The organism is Biomaibacter acetigenes, from assembly GCF_003691585.1.
GTDB classification, from domain to species: Bacteria; Bacillota; Thermosediminibacteria; order Thermosediminibacterales; family Tepidanaerobacteraceae; genus Biomaibacter; species Biomaibacter acetigenes.
Window position 1 is genome coordinate 1,928,197 of sequence record NZ_CP033169.1, and the last position, 15,286, is coordinate 1,943,482.

A 15,286-nucleotide genomic window follows, 5' to 3' on the forward strand; every position below is an offset into this window, starting at 1 on the left:
TTCACCTTTACATCCTGTAATCTTTATTTTTTTTCCTGAAGAGCAGGTATATAAAGAAGGGGCCTCCAAAAAGGGCAGTCAGGATGCCCACCGGAAGTTCGGTGGGACTTATGACCACCCTGGAAAAAGTATCAGCCAGCATGAGATAAAGGCCTCCCACCAGAGCCGAAAATGTAAACAGTCTCCTGTGGTCGGGTCCGATGATGAGTCTTGTAATGTGCGGTATTATAAGCCCCACAAAGCCTATAATACCGCTGACCGCCACTGCGGAGGCTGTGAGAAGGCACGCTGCTGCAAGGCTTACTTTCTTTGTGAGCTCTGTATCCACTCCCGTAAAAAAGGCCGTCTCCTCTCCCAATTGCAGTATATTTAAGGCCCTCAAATTCCAGAGGCCTATAAAATATCCGATAGCCCCATAAGGTAAGTTAAGTATCACATCATTCCATCCCTGGGAAGAAAAACTTCCCAGAAGCCAGAAATATATCTGGTGTAGCTTCTGGTCACTGAAATACATGAAAAAAGATACCAGGGCGGAAATAAAACTGCTCACAGCAATGCCTGCCAGCAGCAGTGTAAATGAATAGGTACGCCCTCCTATGCTGGCAATGCCGTAAACCACAATTATGGTGACGGAAGCTCCCAGAAAAGCAAAAAATGGTATTGAACCCATTCCCCATATTCTCAAGCCCGAAAAAATCATGATAGCCAGGGTAGCCCCCAGGGAAGCTCCAGCCGAAGCCCCTATGACATAGGGATCGGCCATGGGGTTTCTGAAAATGCCCTGGTATATTACACCTGCTGCGGAAAGTTCGGCTCCCACCAGAAATGAAAGTATAATTCTCGGAAGCCGGAGCTGCAGCACAATAGCCTCCTGGGCAGATGACCAGTCAGTGGAAATATTACTTCCCAGGACGGGAATCTTATGAAGGAGAATCTTCAAAATTTGAAAGGGGTTGATGCTCACCGCCCCAATCCCGAGCGCCAGAATACCTCCAAGGATAATCGCCGCGATGAGCACTGTATATTTCTGTATATATTGCATGTCCTTCGGGGACCTGTTGACCATTGCGCTGCCTCCAACATTTATTTGAACAATTCCGGATGGATTATCCTTGCAAACTGTTCAAGGCCATCTATAAGGCGCGGTGTCGCCCGCTGAACTATATTTTCATCCACGTAAAAAACTTTTTTATCCTTTATTGCTTTGATATTCTCCCATCCGGACCTTTTTAAAATATCCTCCGCCGTTTGTTTGCTGGTGCCGTGGTGCGAGAATATGATGATATCGGGGTCTTTGGATATAATCATTTCCTGACTGTACTCCGGATAGGCTTTTTGCGCGTCACCGGCGATGTTTTGACCCCCAGCCTTTTCTATGATATCATTGACGAAGGTGCCGGGACCGGCAGTGGTAAAAGGCTCCGGCCAGACCTCGTAATAGACTTTTGGACGCTTATCCTGGGGTATTCCGGCAACTTTATTCTCAATGGCTTTAATTCTTTCTGTAAGTGTCTCCACTAATTTTTGTGATTCCGCTATTTTACCGGTGGCTTTTCCTATTATTTCAATGCTGTTTAGCATATCGGGGATATTCTTGGGGGCGAGAACTACTACGGGTATGTTCAATTTCTCCAGTTGTTCCACCGGTTTCTGGTGCATGTCGGTGGCCAGCACCAGGTCCGGTTTCAATGATATAATCTTCTCCATGTTCGGGTCAGCAAAGCCGCCGATTTTTCCCTTGCTTTTTGCTTCTTCGGGATAGTCGCAGTAATTGGTAACCCCAACCACTTTACCCCCTAATCCCAGGGAAAAAAGAATCTCTGTGTTACTGGGAGCCAGAGAAATAATCCTTTCTGGCTCTTTTTCCAGAGTTACTTCACGGTTCATCTGGTCTTTTATGGTTAAGGGGTATCCAGTACCTTTTTGCTGCCGGGTGTTGTCCTGTGGTGCAGCAGAATTCTCTTGAGGTTTGGTTTGATCATTCTTTGAAGCGCCGCATCCGGAAATAATGCCTATTACCATTAACAGTATCAATAATATTGATATACTCTTTAATATTTTTTTACTCATTTTTTACAGCAAGATCATCGACCCTGCCCTAACCTCCTTTTTTTACTTTTTTTATTTTTGGCGAGGCGCATCGTTTTTCCGGGGCGAATTTGCGCTGCGCCGACAAAAATAACCCGGCCTTTCTCTGGAAAATCCGGGTTTTCTCCTTTGCAAATGTACTCCCCCTTTCTTCCGAAGGCTTGTACTCCTATTCAACAGGCAGGTTTCCTGGCTGCCGGATCATCTTCTCTGCGCCTTCCCGGTTTCCCAGTGGCATAGCAGTTTATCCCCGGTTACAGTGGCGGGACCGCTCAGGACTTTCACCTGATTCCCTTTTGACCTTACGGCACCTGTTGCATATTGTTTTTTTATATTATATCTCACATTTTCTTTTTCTACAAGTTCATGAGGTCATGCTTAATTCAGTTCTAATGTCTTAACTTTCAAAATGTGCTTTAACTGCCCCTATAACACTATTTCCCTTTTCTATTACCCTTGCCCTCATACCGGCTAACAATCCTTTGTGAAACACCAACCTGTAATTGTACCTTTTTTCGCTGCAAAAATTATCCTTATATGATTCATTTCCCCTTAAAAATCAAAAATGTTATCTTTTCTTTCTATTGATGTTTTTATGGCTGCTGAAGTAAGAAGCACCCCTATGCTCATATTTTTATAGGCATCGTCAAATCCGCCAATATAATAATAGGTACTCCTGTTTTTGTGGAAGCAGTATAATACCGCTGCTATCTCTTCATTTATTATTAAGCGGTGTAAATCCAGGTAGCCTTTTATAAATAAGTCTACAGCGGCATTTAGATGAAATTGGATTATCTTTTTACTATAAAAAGCTCCCGGCAACCTTTTGCTCCGCCATCTTTTTTGATGTAGTTCCACCATCCTGAGCAGGGTAGGTTTTACATCCTGCTCTTTGTTCACCACTTCATATTTTATATTAAAATCCCTGTTTACCCTTCTCCAGTAATATTCTATATTTTTTCTGAACCGCTTGTTTAAACCCGCTTTATATGCATCCCAGCTGTCGGGTAAGGTAATGTACGGACATACATCCTGCATGAAGCAAGACTTTTCATACCTATTTATTTTGATATCTCTAAACTTTTCAGGCATATGTTCAAGGTCCAGCAAAGTAATGTTTTTTCCGGCAAGTTCATCGGCCAGGCCTTCTAAAAAATCCTGTTCATGTCCCGGTCTAAATAAGAAACCCAGATAATCGCTGTTGTTATATCCTATAAACCTCAATTTCCCCATGGTATCTATAAACGGCGCAAGACCTGCTATTGTCCCGGATACTTTTACGCTCAGAATATAAGCTGTTTTTCTCCAGATTTTAAGCCAGTTATCGGCCCATGTATAGGTGGAAAAAGGTGTAATATCCTCAAATTTCTCCAGTTCTTCCCATATGTGTTTGATATCAGAAAAATGCTCCTTCAACTATTCCCGCCCCTTCTAAAATATCTAAAAAAAAGCTTCCAGGCCAGAACAATGAATGTTATAAACATCATTATAGCGCCGGCTTTATATTCCCACGGCATATAAAGTAGCCTGTGTATCTCTGAATAGGTTTTAAAATACAGTATCATCCAAAATGTTGCCCAGAAGAAATCCCCGATCAGAGAGAATACAAGATAAGATAAAAAATTTATTCTCAAAAGGCCGGCGGTCCAAATGGCGGGAGTCCTGGTTATCCCGATCCACCGGCTTATCATATTTGCCACTCCTCCGTATCTGTCAAACCATTCCCTTATCCTTTTAATATCCTCATCTTTCATGTGCAGGAATCTGTTTAACCGGTCTACCACCGGTGGGCCGCCGAAGTATCCTATGTAATAGGCGAGAATATTACCCGAAAGGTTTCCGATGGTAGCCACCGCTATAACGTATAACAATGACATTTGATTGATACTAATAAAATATACGGCAGCCATAAATAAAAGTTCTACAGGCAACGGCAACCCAGTACCTTCGGCCAAAAGGCCAAGATAAAGTCCCGCATATCCGTACTTAGTCAAAATATCATAAGAATTTTGCCACAGGTTGGACATGTCCCATCACCCAATAAAATTATACACTCGATGTACGTTTGTTTAAATGTTTTTCTTACAAATATAGCCGATAATGTTTCCCATTGTTTGAAACATCATCGGCCATAAATTCCACTACAAACCTTACAAACCGGCAAAAAGCTTGTCTTTAATTCCTTTAAGCGCCCTGGCATGGCGAGATTCGTCCTTGGCGGCTTCATCAAAAACATCATGGGCTTCGTCTATGTTGTTTTGTTTGGCTGCAACGGCTGCCTCCCTTTTCATGCGGTTTGAATTTTGCTCCCCATTTAAGGCTTTCTCCAGGTTTTCCCTGGTGGTGGAGATTTCTCCATTAAGTTCGGCAAACCTTGCTGCATGAGCGGCTTCTTCCCGGGCTATGGTCTTGAAAACTTCGGCTACTTCTGCAAATCCTTCTCTTTGAGCCTGCCGGGCTGCAGCCAGGTACCATCCTACCTCCATGCATTCGCCCTGATAGTTCTGGGTAACAGCTGATTCCACGGCTGTGCCCCTGGTCACACCCAATTGATTTTCAGTAATTAAGCTTAACTCCATTCATTGACCTCCTTCTCACAATGTCCTTAAATAAATCTCATAGATTTATCACAATTTCTTTGAAGCATGAGTTTGTTTAAAAAGTTTATAATGAGCGGATTTTCCGGCTTTGACCGGATGTTTATATAAATTTGAAAAGGCTTTAATCTATGGTATAATTTTAATTGTGTTTTTATGAATTTATTTTACAGTTTCTTAATTTCTTTTTTACTACGGCTCCGATTTTCCCGGTTTCCTGGGCTGTGAGCATGTCCCAGCCAATGCGCTTTACTTTGTCGAAAAGCCCCAATTCTTTGGCGGCCTCTACTTTCAATTTTTCGTTGGGGTTCGGAGCCTTTACAATAGTTTTCTTATCGATATTTTTCCCCATAAGCTCACCTCATAAAATTATAATGTCCGCAAAAAAACAAATTTATTCCAATATGTCCGGTAAAGGAGGAATCTATTTGATAGAACTCTCCAATGTCACGAAAAACTATGGAAACAAGACCGCACTGAAAGGTATATCATTGTTTGTAAAAAAGGGGGAAATTCTCGGTCTTCTGGGCCCCAACGGCGCCGGAAAATCCACCACCATGAGAATAATTACGGGATACATGCCCCCCACATCAGGAAAAGTTCGGGTAGCAGGGTATGATATTGTAAAACAGGCTGTTGCTGCAAAAAGATTCATTGGTTACTTGCCTGAAAATCCTCCGCTGTATAACGACATGACCGTAAAGGATTTCGTGACTTTCTCCGCAGAACTAAAGGGCTTTAAAGGCAAGGAAAAATATTCCCGGGTTGAAAAGGTCATGGAAGAAGTGGGTGTCAGCCATGTGAAAAACCGCCTTATTTCCCATATTTCCCGAGGATACCGCCAGCGGGTAGGCCTCGCCCAGGCGCTGGTGGGAGAACCGGAAGTTTTGATTCTGGATGAGCCCACTGTAGGTCTTGACCCCCAGCAAATCATTGAAATACGTCAGCTTATTAAAAATCTTGCCGGCAAGAGGACCGTTATATTGAGTTCTCATATACTTCCCGAAGTAAGCAGTCTGTGCCATCGGGTGGCCATCATAAACAAGGGCAGACTCATAGCCGAGGATACCCCGGAAAACCTCAGCAACGCACTGATGGGCCATCAGGAGATAAGCATGCAGGTAAAAGGCCCCGAGGAAGACGTGCTTCTTTCTCTTCAAAACACCCCCGGTGTCGAATCAGTATCTATTAATTCTTCCGGTAAGGATATATCAGATTTTAGAGTTACTGCGGAAAAAGACAGAGATATCCGGGAAGAGCTGTTTTTCGCCATGGCAGCAAAAGGATTTGCCATACTGGAGATGAAATCCTCAAAGATGTCTTTAGAAGAAATATTCCTGGAACTGGTTACTGAAGAAGATGCCGTTTTCGCATCTCCAAAGGAGGATGACAAATCATGACAGCCGTATACAGCGTATTTAAAAAAGAACTGAAGGGGTATATCCAGTCTCCGCTAGCCTATGCGGTCATTGCCGTCATAATGGCACTGGCCGGATATTTCTTTTCAGTCGCCCTTTTTACTTCCAGAATTGCAGAAATGACAAGCCTGTTTATGAACCTCGCGGTAATTCTTATCTTTGCGGCCCCGGTTTTAACCATGAGACTGGTAGCCGGAGAAGAACAGGATGGCACCATGGAATTCTTGCTCACATATCCCGTGACCATTCCCCAGGTGGTGCTGGGAAAATACCTGGCATCCCTGGCATTGTTTCTAGCCATCATCATTTTAACTCTCATTTTTCCAGGCATACTGCTTTTCATATCGTCGCCTGACATAGGGGTAATTCTAACGTCATACCTGGGATTTTTGCTGCTGGCTGCCACGTACCTTGCCATCGGAATAATGTGTTCCTCATTTACCAGCAGTCAGATCATTGCCAGCGTGTCGGGTTTCGGAATACTGCTGCTGCTATGGATAGTTGGCTGGCTGTCCGGCAATATATCGGGACCTTTGGGCCAGTTTACAAAGGCTCTGTCCATATCCGAGCATTACGGAGATTTCCTCCGGGGTGTTATTGATACAACCCATATAGTATATTTTCTCAGCATCATTATTGTTTCTCTATTGATTTCCATGCTGGGCGTGGCTAAAAGGGCCTGGTCTTAGGGAGGAGGCATAAAATTGAAATACGCGAGATTATCCAGCGCACTGATAGTTGTCATATTGCTGGCAACCCTTGTGGGTGTAAATTTCACAGCAGCTAAATATCATCATAGATGGGATCTGACAAAATCTAAAAGGTTCACTTTATCTCAAAAAACCAGGGAAATCCTGGCCAATTTAAAAGAACCCGTCAAGATAACGGCTTTTATTGCGGAGGGCAGCAGCACCGGCAGCGACATTAAAAATCTCCTGAAGGAATATGGATTTGCTTCTTCAAAGATTAATGTCAATTTTTACGACCCCGAAAAGGATCCATCCATTGCAAAAAAATACAACATCCAGGAATATAATACTATAGTAGTCGAGGATTCAAAACACCAGCGCACCATAAGCCAGTATAACCTGTATTCGCCGGGAAAAAATCCCTATTCCATGGATTTCAACGGGGAGCAGGCGGTGACCCGGGCCATCCTGGATTTAAACCGGCAAAACAAGGCTAATATTTATTTTCTCAAGGGTCACGGCGAAGCCAGCCTTATATCTGATCTTGACAGTTTCAACTCCTATCTGAAGGGAGAAGGATATATTACTCATCAGCTCGAACTTTCCCTGGAAGGTAAAATTCCGGATGATGCCAGCCTGGTGGTGGCGGCAGGCCCCCAAAGGGACCTTGTTTCCAAAGAGCGGGAAATGCTTGAAAGCTATGTTAGTAAGGGCGGCAAACTTTTGATATTCCTGGGTCCTGCTGACCCCAGTGTGCCCTTGATCGAATGGAAAAATCTACTTTCTTTCCTGGGACTTGAGGCTCATGATGACATTGTCACAGACCCGCAGCGGTCTTTTTACTCGGACCCGCTCACACCGGTACCGATGGTGGAAAATCACGAAGTCACCCAGAGCCTGCTAAATAAAAAGCTTACTGTTATTTTCCCTTACAGTAGAAGTCTGGAACCCCTGAAAAAATTGCCCGATGCTCTTCAGGTAAGATCTCTTTTAATAACCAGCAATGATGCCTTTGGGGAGACAGACCTGTCTAAAAACAAGGTAATGAAAGACAACAATGACATTCAGGGACCGCTTCACCTGGCCTATGCCATTTCAAGGCCGGCGGAAACCAAAAAGCAGGAAACCCCTCTTGATCCGAATACCATAACGGCTCCTGACATGGAAATTGGAGACCCCATAGCCGTGGTGGCAGGCAACATCGCTTTTTTAGGCCCGCAAACGCTGGGCCTCGCAGGCAATCTGGATTTTGCCGCAGGATCAGTAACATGGCTGCTGCAGAGCACCAATCTGCTGAGCATACCGGCAAAATCTGAAGAACCACCTTTTGTAAATCTGACAGGCAGCATGGTACAGGCTATCTTTTATTCCACAGTAGTGGGTCTGCCTTTAATTATAATAATCGCCGGTTTCGTAGTATGGCTGCGCAGGAGGAATTTATAAAGTAGATTTCATAGATGCGTAAAGACAGGGCTGTCATGACCCTGTCTTTCTATGTTAAGTCTTTCTATGTTAAAATTGTATTTATAAAATGAAGGGGTTTGCAAATGGCTATATTACAATCTGCTCAAAGTATATTTAGCATAATGCTCATGATTTTCCTGGGGTATGTACTTACATCCTGGAAATGGTTTGACGAAAATTCTTCGAAACTTCTCGTAAACCTTGTTGTTAAAATATCACTACCGTTGCTCATGATACATGACCTCATGAACAACTTTGACAGGGAAAAGCTCCTGACCAGTGCCGGTGGCCTGGTGGTCCCATTTACATCCATTGCTTTGTGCTATCTGCTAAGTTTTGTTGTTTCAGAGATGGCAAAGATACAAACTGGAAGACAGGGCGTTTTCAGGTCAATGTTCTTCAATTCCAACACCATTTTTATGGGACTTCCCATAAACCTTGCCCTCTTTGGTGAAAAAAGTATTCCTTATGTGCTGTTATACTATATTGCAAATACTGTTTATTTCTGGACTCTCGGAGTATATGAGATAAACAGGGATGGTAATGACCGTCCTCAAAAATTATTTTGTCTGGAAACAGTAAAACAAATTTTATCTCCGCCGCTTGTGAGTTTTCTTCTGGCGGTTGTCATGATCATGCTGGGCATAAGATTGCCCTCTTTTATCATGGATACTTTTAGGTATCTTGGGAATCTAACCACTCCCATTTCCATGCTGTTTATAGGTATAACAATTCATTCCATTGACCTTAAAACTATAAGAATCACCAAAGATATGCTGGTGTTGTTTGCCGGGCGGTTTGTTATTTCCCCGCTTTCCATCCTCCTACTGACAATGGTCTTCCCTTTACCACCGTTGATGAGAAATGTGTTCGTGATCCAGGCAGCCATGCCGGTCATGACAAATACGGCCATAGTTTCAAAAGCCTACGGCGCCGACAGTGAATACGTGGCGGTAATGATAACCGCCACCACCATCGCTACTATTTTTGTGGTGCCGATATATATGGCGATATTAAAATTAGTATAAAAAAGAGGCACTGCTTTTACGAAGTGCCTCTTTTAGATGAACTATTTTTAAATTCCTTATTTTAATTTTTGAATTACCCCTTCCACCATCTCCCTTATCTCTTCCGGCCTTTCCAGGCTTAATGCCTTTTCTGCTATCTGTTTTGCTTCATCATAGGAGAGAGCGCGGATAATCTTTTTCACCTGCGGGATGGAGGATGCGCTCATGGAAAACTCGTCCAGGCCCATGCCCAGCAATATGGGTGCTGCGGTCACATCTCCCGCCATCTCGCCGCACATACCTGTCCATTTACCTGCTTTATGAGAAGCGTCGATTACATTTTTTATAAGTCTCAGCACCGCTGGGTGTAGGGGTTCGTACAAAATCGAAATATGCTCGTTCATCCTGTCGACGGCCAGGGTATATTGGATGAGGTCATTGGTGCCTATGCTGAAGAAATCCACTTCTTTTGCCAGTATATCGGCTATGACCGCAGCCGAAGGTATCTCCACCATGATGCCTACTTCCAGGTTTTCATCAAAAGGTATGCCCTCCGCTCGGAGCTCTTGCCTGGCTTCTTCAAGGATGGCATTGGCCTTTCGTATCTCTTCGGCCCGGGAAACCATGGGATACATGATTTTCAGATTGCCGTAGTGGCTGGCCCGGAGTATCGCCCTGAGCTGGGTCTTTAAGATATGGGGCCTGTCCAGGCACATGCGGATAGCCCTCCAGCCCAGGAAGGGATTTAGCTCATCGGGCATTTCGAGATACGGTAGCTTCTTGTCACCGCCGATGTCCAGGGTCCTTATGATGATAGGCCTTGGAGCCATAGATTCGGCCACTTCTTTATATGCTTTAAACTGCTCCTCTTCCGAGGGAAGGTTTTCCCGGTCCATGTACAAAAATTCGGTGCGGTAGAGTCCCACGCCTTCGGCTCCGTTTTCCAGGGCTCCTTTTACGTCTTTGGGAGTGCCAATATTTGCAGAAAGCTCCACTCTCCGGGCTCTGTCCCGGGTTTCTCCGGGAAGGTCTTTCAATTGCTTCAGTTCCTGGCGGTATTTTATATAATCCTGTTTGAGCTTTTCATATTCTTTCAATGTCTTTTCATCGGGATTGATATATACAACTCCTTTGTTGCCATCGACTATGATAACATCTCCGGCTGCGGCCTGACCGGAAATATCCACAAGCCCCACCACCGCCGGAATCTCCAGAGACCTGGCCATGATGGCGGTGTGGGATGTGCGCCCTCCCATGTCGGTGGCAAAAGCTAATACCTTCTGTTTATTCATCTGGGCTGTATCCGAGGGAGTCAGGTCTTTTGCAATCACAATAACCTTCTCGGAGATATCCGCCAGGGTTTCGATAGGAACTCCCAGGATATTTTTTATAATCCTGTCGCTTACATCCTTTACGTCCGCCGCCCGTTCTTTCAGGTACTCATCCTCCATGTTATTAAACATCTCGATGTAATTCTGCGAAACAATAGAAACGGCATTTTCCGCAGTGATTCTTGTCTCTCTTATCTTCGCTTTTATCTCATCAAGAAATACCGGATCTTCCAGCACCATTAGGTGGGCCCCGAAGATTTCGGCCTTATCCTGGCCCAGCTCTCTTTCGGCTTTTTCCTTGATTTTCTCTAACTGATCTTTAGATTTTACTATGGCTTCTTCAAGGCGCTTTATCTCTTTTTCCACCATATTATCCGCAATATTTTCTCTATTGATGGTTACCTTCTGCTCTTTGAGCACATAAGCTTTTCCGATTTCGATACCCGGTGATGCCGCAATCCCTTTTAACATGTTAACCCCCTCTTAATCTAATCTTTTTTTATGATATCTTCCACTTCTTTTGCAATACGGTATGGTTTGGTAATTATCCTGATGGGCAAGGAAAGAATAAACTTTTTAATATCCTCTTCCAGTTCTTTTGTCATCCTGTAAGGTTTTGTGAGGATTCTCTCGATGAAGTCTACCGCATAGTTCCCCAGAAGTTTTTCTCTTTTTATTTCAATTTCGTTACCGCACTGGGTGCATTTAATGCTTTTCAATGTGTTTCCGACATAGGTTGCCGTATGGGGCGTATCCTTATTGCAGTGAAGACAAAAAAGTTCTGCTTCCATTCTGGAGGCCATTTTAACTCCCCCCTCTCCAGATGTTAAATGCCTCTTCCAATTTTGGTTTAATTCTTAAAACTTTAAGCGGTTTTAGAGTTAACTTCTCTATATAATAATAACGTTAAATTTTAAAAGTATCAACCTTGAAATGTAAAAAATATAAAAAAGGGGATTCCCCCTTTTTTTGTATCTACATCTTGTGAATAGGCTCTCCCAGAAGGTCAAAGGAAGCTTCCATAACCGCTTCCGACAGCGTGGGATGGGCATGGATAGTATCCGCCAGTTCTTCGGCAGTGCACTCCAGCTTTATGGCAAGAGCAGCTTCGGCGGCAAGTTCGGTGGCATTGGGGCCAAGAATATGGACACCGAGGATTTCGTTGTACTTTGAGTCGGAAATTATTTTTACAAAACCCTGCCTTTCTCCCAGGGTGAGGGCTTTGCCGCTGGCTATGAAGGGGAATCTGCCTATCTTGATGTTGTCTTTGTATTTTTGTCTTGCCTCTTCTTCGGTAAGGCCCACCGAGGCTACTTCAGGGCTTGTATATATACATCCCGGGATTACTTTGTAGTCCATTTTTTTGTTCTGCCCCAGGGCGTTTTTGGCTGCGGTTATACCCTGGTGTGAAGCCACATGGGCCAGCATGGATTTTCCTGTGACATCTCCTATGGCGTAAATGTTTTGTATGTTTGTTCTTAGGTATTCATCTACTGTTATGCCAGTTTTTTGTATATCCAGGTTCAGGTCTTTTACGGCTTCCGTGTTGGGTTTTCTTCCCGCTGCCATGAGGACTCTGTCTGTTGTGATTTGTTTTACTCCTTCCTGGGTTTCAAAGGTTGTTATGAGTTTATCTTCTGTTTTTTCTATGGCCTTTACTTTTGAGCTGGTATATATTTTTATGCCCTGTCTTTCAAGAATTTTTCTCAGTTCTTTTTGTATTTCTTCATCCTGTCTCGGGAGTATCTGGGGCAGCATTTCCACTATGGTTATGTCCACTCCCATCGTGTTATATATATACCCCAGTTCTATGCCTATTACTCCTCCTCCTATTATGAGCATGGACTCTGGAAGCTCTTCCAAAGATAGTGCTTCATCGCTGGTGATGACTCCCGGCAGGTCATATCCGGGTATAGGTATTATTACAGTAGATGAGCCCGTGGCAAGGATTATTTTTTGCGCTGTGATGGTTTCTTTTTGTCCCGTCTGGTAGGTTATTTCTATGGTGTTTTTGTCTAAAAGTTTTGCTGTTCCTTTATATGTTTTTACTCCGTTGGCTTTTAGAAGGTTTTCCACTCCTTTGGTGAGAGTTTTCACTATGGTTTCCTTGTTTTTCTGGATAGTGTTCCAGTCTATTTGTACATCCCGGGTGATTATGCCGAATCTTTTTGCTTGTTTTATCTCGGAGACTATATTTGCACTGTGGATGAGGGCTTTGGTGGGGATGCAGCCGCGGTTTAAGCATGTGCCTCCAAGCTCATCTCTTTCAATGAGGCAAACTTTTGCTTTTTTCTTTCCGGCGTATATGGCGGCCACGTAGCCCCCGGGCCCGCCGCCGATTATCGCAATGTCGTAGGGCATGAAAAACAGCTCCTTTACATTAGCATCTCTAAAGGTTCCTCCAGGATCTGTTTTATCCTCTGGAGGAATCTGGCTCCCTGAGCGCCGTCGATTACACGGTGGTCGCAGGAAAGGGTGAGGTTCATCATGGGTCTTATGACTATTTGGTCGTCTATCACCACAGGCTTCTTCATTATTTTTCCCACTGCCAGGATGGCACTTTCGGGCTGATTTATGATGGCCTTGAAGTTTTCTATATCATACATACCAAGGTTTGTAATGGTGAAAGTCCCTCCCTGGTAGTCATCGGGCAGAAGTTTGCCGGACCTGGCTTTTTCTATGAGTTGTGTTGTATCTCTCGATATTTCCCCGAGGCCTTTTTATCGGCGCATCTCACTACAGGTACGATGAGGCCGTTTTCCAGGGCCACGGCAAGGCCGATGTTTATGTCTTCTTTTATTATTATTTCATCATCGTTAAAGGTTGAATTTATTATGGGATTTTGCTTTATTGCCACAGCCGAAGCTTTTATGAGGATGTCGTTGTAGGATAGTTTGCTGCCATACTGGTTTTGTATGGCGGGAATGAGTTTTTCCCGAAGTTCCATGGCTTTTGTCATGTCGACTTCTAAGGTGAGGTATATATGTGGAGCCGTGGCCTTGCTTTTTGCCATCCTCTCGGCTATTATTTTCCTCATGCCGGCCACCGGAATAACTTTCAGTGTGTTCGGGGCGGGGGATTCTTTTTTGTCCTCTTGTGGCATGAGGTCCTGTTTTGTTATTCTTTCTCCAGGAGCTTTCTGGATTTTAGCAAGGTCAATACCCTGTTCTTCGGCAATCTTTCTGGCCAGGGGAGTGGCTTTTATCCTCTGGCTTTCAATAAAATCCAGCACGTCTTTTTCTATTATACGGCCGTCGGGACCGGTGGGGGTGACTTTTAAAAGATCTACATCATTTTCCCGGGCTACTCTCTTTGCCGCCGGAGAGGCTTTTACTTTGCCCTCAACAGCTTCCGTTTCTTTCGGCTGCTCCTTCATTTCTTCACCAGTCTTTAAGTTCTGGGAAGCCGGATTTTCAGTTTCTTTCGCCTTTTCCTCACCTATCTCGGGCAGGGGCTCGTCGACGCCTGCAATAATGGCGATTTCCTTTCCCACGGATACAACGGCACCTTCGGGCACCAGGATTTTTCTCAATATACCGGACTCCGGAGCTTCATCTTCCAGATTTACCTTGTCGGTCTGGATCTCTACATAGGCTTCACCTTTTTCTACAGGCTCTCCTTCTTTTTTGAGCCATTTTATTATGGTCCCTTCTTCCATGGTGGTGCCCAGTTTTGGCATTTTCACTACGGTGGCCATTTTTTGTTCCTCCTTTACCCTAGTGTCTCTTTAATTCCCTTTATTATGTCTTCCACCTGCGGAACGGCGTGTTTTTCCAGGTTGGGGTTGTAGGGGATGGGGATGTCCAAACCCGCCAGGCGCTTTATGGGGGCATCCAGGTAGTCAAAGGCGGAACTTGAGGCAATCCCGGCGGCTACTTCCGCCCCCCACCCGAAGCTTATGGGGTCGTCTTCTACTATGACTACCCGGCCGGTTTTCTTAACGGAATTCACGATGGTGTCCATATCCAGGGGCTTTAATGTCCTGGGGTCTACCACTTCCACATCTATGCCTTCCTTTTCAAGCTGTTTTGCGGCTTCCAGGGCTCTTATGACCATGATGGAGCCGGCCACCACGGTGATGTCTTTACCTTTTCTTTTTACATCGGCCTTACCCAGGGGTACTATATAGTCTTCCTCGGGGACTTCACCCTTTACTTTGTACAGCAGCTTGTGCTCTGCAAATACCACAGGGTTGTCGTCTCTTATGGAAGCCTTTATTAATCCTTTTACATCATATGGCGTTGAGGGCATGACGACTTTGAGACCGGGGAAGTGGGCAAATACCGCCGGGAAGCTCTGGGAGTGCTGGGCCGCAGCTCCAGTGCCGCATCCCATGGGTCCTCTGATGACCATGGGCACTTTTGCCTTTCCTCCGAACATGTAGCGGTTTTTTGCCCCCTGGTTTACAAGCTGGTCCATGGCTATGGTGAAAAAGTCAAAGAACATTATCTCGGCCACGGGCCTCATGCCGCACAGGGCAGCTCCTACTGCGGCTCCCGCTATGGCGGCTTCGGATATGGGGGTGTCTTTTACGCGGTCTTCGCCAAATTCCTGAAAAAGTCCTTTTGTGACTCCAAAAGCACCGCCGTACAGGCCCACATCTTCACCGATTATGAATACATTTTCGTCGCGCAGCATTTCTTCCCGCAGGCCTTCTCTCAATGCTTCTATATACAGTTTTTCTGGCATTTT

General features: G+C 44.7%; 14 protein-coding genes, 1 pseudogene and 1 riboswitch. Of the genes and pseudogenes, 4 read left to right on the forward strand and 11 right to left on the reverse strand.

Going from position 1 to position 15,286, the window contains the following annotated elements:
- Window positions 1-7: 7 nt before the first annotated feature.
- From D2962_RS09960 to D2962_RS09985, 6 genes are all read right to left on the reverse strand, one after another.
- Window positions 8-1,066 carry a FecCD family ABC transporter permease gene (locus D2962_RS09960; protein ID WP_120767404.1) on the reverse strand — a complete coding sequence of 353 codons (1,059 nt, stop codon included), beginning with the start codon at window positions 1,064-1,066 and terminating at the stop codon, window positions 8-10.
- 17 nt (window positions 1,067-1,083) lie between these two features.
- Window positions 1,084-2,034, reverse strand: coding sequence for an ABC transporter substrate-binding protein (locus tag D2962_RS09965; protein ID WP_245984572.1), 951 nt, complete (start codon window positions 2,032-2,034; stop codon window positions 1,084-1,086).
- A gap of 216 nt (window positions 2,035-2,250) precedes the next feature.
- Window positions 2,251-2,418, reverse strand: a riboswitch (cobalamin riboswitch).
- Window positions 2,419-2,640: 222 nt separating this feature from the next.
- Window positions 2,641-3,504: a GNAT family N-acetyltransferase gene (locus tag D2962_RS09970; RefSeq protein WP_122014901.1), complete on the reverse strand. Its 864-nt coding sequence runs from the start codon at window positions 3,502-3,504 to the stop codon at window positions 2,641-2,643.
- Window positions 3,501-4,115 (reverse strand): DedA family protein, encoded by a 615-nt coding sequence (locus tag D2962_RS09975; RefSeq protein ID WP_120767407.1) that lies wholly within the window; start codon window positions 4,113-4,115, stop codon window positions 3,501-3,503. The genes D2962_RS09970 and D2962_RS09975 overlap by 4 nt, the downstream gene beginning before the upstream one ends.
- Window positions 4,116-4,238: 123 nt before the next feature.
- Window positions 4,239-4,667: a ferritin-like domain-containing protein gene (locus D2962_RS09980; protein WP_120767408.1), complete on the reverse strand. Its 429-nt coding sequence runs from the start codon at window positions 4,665-4,667 to the stop codon at window positions 4,239-4,241.
- 172 nt (window positions 4,668-4,839) lie between these two features.
- On the reverse strand, window positions 4,840-5,037 hold the full coding sequence (locus D2962_RS09985; RefSeq protein ID WP_120767409.1) for an alpha/beta-type small acid-soluble spore protein: 198 nt from the start codon (window positions 5,035-5,037) through the stop codon (window positions 4,840-4,842).
- A 76-nt stretch (window positions 5,038-5,113) separates the two neighbouring features.
- On the opposite strand from D2962_RS09985, the gene D2962_RS09990 reads away from it, so the two are divergent.
- The 4 genes from D2962_RS09990 to D2962_RS10005 all read left to right on the forward strand — a co-directional run bounded on the left by D2962_RS09990 (window position 5,114) and on the right by D2962_RS10005 (window position 9,284).
- On the forward strand, window positions 5,114-6,085 hold the full coding sequence (locus D2962_RS09990) for an ABC transporter ATP-binding protein (RefSeq protein WP_120767410.1): 972 nt from the start codon (window positions 5,114-5,116) through the stop codon (window positions 6,083-6,085).
- A complete protein-coding gene (locus D2962_RS09995; RefSeq protein WP_120767411.1) occupies window positions 6,082-6,792 on the forward strand; it encodes an ABC transporter permease subunit in 711 nt (236 codons plus the stop codon). The genes D2962_RS09990 and D2962_RS09995 overlap by 4 nt, the downstream gene beginning before the upstream one ends.
- Before the next feature lie 15 nt (window positions 6,793-6,807).
- Window positions 6,808-8,235, forward strand: a complete 1,428-nt coding sequence (locus tag D2962_RS10000) for a GldG family protein (RefSeq protein ID WP_122014902.1) — start codon at window positions 6,808-6,810, stop codon at window positions 8,233-8,235.
- A 104-nt stretch (window positions 8,236-8,339) separates the two neighbouring features.
- Window positions 8,340-9,284, forward strand: coding sequence for an AEC family transporter (locus tag D2962_RS10005; RefSeq protein ID WP_122014903.1), 945 nt, complete (start codon window positions 8,340-8,342; stop codon window positions 9,282-9,284).
- 56 nt (window positions 9,285-9,340) lie between these two features.
- Here the strand turns inward: D2962_RS10005 and ptsP are convergent, their stop codons facing one another.
- The 5 genes and pseudogenes from ptsP to D2962_RS10030 form a co-directional block, all read right to left on the reverse strand.
- The gene (gene ptsP, locus D2962_RS10010; protein WP_122014904.1) at window positions 9,341-11,065 is read right to left on the reverse strand and encodes a phosphoenolpyruvate--protein phosphotransferase; all 1,725 of its coding nucleotides are present in this window, start codon (window positions 11,063-11,065) and stop codon (window positions 9,341-9,343) included.
- A 17-nt stretch (window positions 11,066-11,082) separates the two neighbouring features.
- Window positions 11,083-11,397, reverse strand: coding sequence for a bh protein (locus D2962_RS10015; RefSeq protein WP_122014905.1), 315 nt, complete (start codon window positions 11,395-11,397; stop codon window positions 11,083-11,085).
- Window positions 11,398-11,569: 172 nt separating this feature from the next.
- Window positions 11,570-12,955 carry a dihydrolipoyl dehydrogenase gene (lpdA, locus tag D2962_RS10020; RefSeq protein WP_122014906.1) on the reverse strand — a complete coding sequence of 462 codons (1,386 nt, stop codon included), beginning with the start codon at window positions 12,953-12,955 and terminating at the stop codon, window positions 11,570-11,572.
- Window positions 12,956-12,969: 14 nt separating this feature from the next.
- A pseudogene (locus tag D2962_RS10025) lies at window positions 12,970-14,291 on the reverse strand (dihydrolipoamide acetyltransferase family protein).
- Between the two features lie 14 nt (window positions 14,292-14,305).
- A complete protein-coding gene (locus D2962_RS10030; RefSeq protein ID WP_120767787.1) occupies window positions 14,306-15,283 on the reverse strand; it encodes an alpha-ketoacid dehydrogenase subunit beta in 978 nt (325 codons plus the stop codon).
- Between the last annotated feature and the right edge of the window lie 3 nt (window positions 15,284-15,286).

Excerpts from the sequence above, each read along its gene's own strand:
- D2962_RS09995 (WP_120767411.1), top strand. The coding sequence starts at position 6,082 with ATGACAGCCGTATACAGCGTATTTAAAAAAGAACTGAAGGGGTATATC.
- D2962_RS09960 (WP_120767404.1), bottom strand. The coding sequence starts at position 1,066 with ATGGTCAACAGGTCCCCGAAGGACATGCAATATATACAGAAATATACA.
- D2962_RS09975 (WP_120767407.1), bottom strand. The coding sequence starts at position 4,115 with ATGTCCAACCTGTGGCAAAATTCTTATGATATTTTGACTAAGTACGGA.
- lpdA (WP_122014906.1), bottom strand. The coding sequence starts at position 12,955 with ATGCCCTACGACATTGCGATAATCGGCGGCGGGCCCGGGGGCTACGTG.
- ptsP (WP_122014904.1), bottom strand. The coding sequence starts at position 11,065 with ATGTTAAAAGGGATTGCGGCATCACCGGGTATCGAAATCGGAAAAGCT.
- D2962_RS10005 (WP_122014903.1), top strand. The coding sequence starts at position 8,340 with ATGGCTATATTACAATCTGCTCAAAGTATATTTAGCATAATGCTCATG.
- D2962_RS09980 (WP_120767408.1), bottom strand. The coding sequence starts at position 4,667 with ATGGAGTTAAGCTTAATTACTGAAAATCAATTGGGTGTGACCAGGGGC.
- D2962_RS10030 (WP_120767787.1), bottom strand. The coding sequence starts at position 15,283 with ATGCCAGAAAAACTGTATATAGAAGCATTGAGAGAAGGCCTGCGGGAA.
- D2962_RS10015 (WP_122014905.1), bottom strand. The coding sequence starts at position 11,397 with ATGGCCTCCAGAATGGAAGCAGAACTTTTTTGTCTTCACTGCAATAAG.
- D2962_RS09985 (WP_120767409.1), bottom strand. The coding sequence starts at position 5,037 with ATGGGGAAAAATATCGATAAGAAAACTATTGTAAAGGCTCCGAACCCC.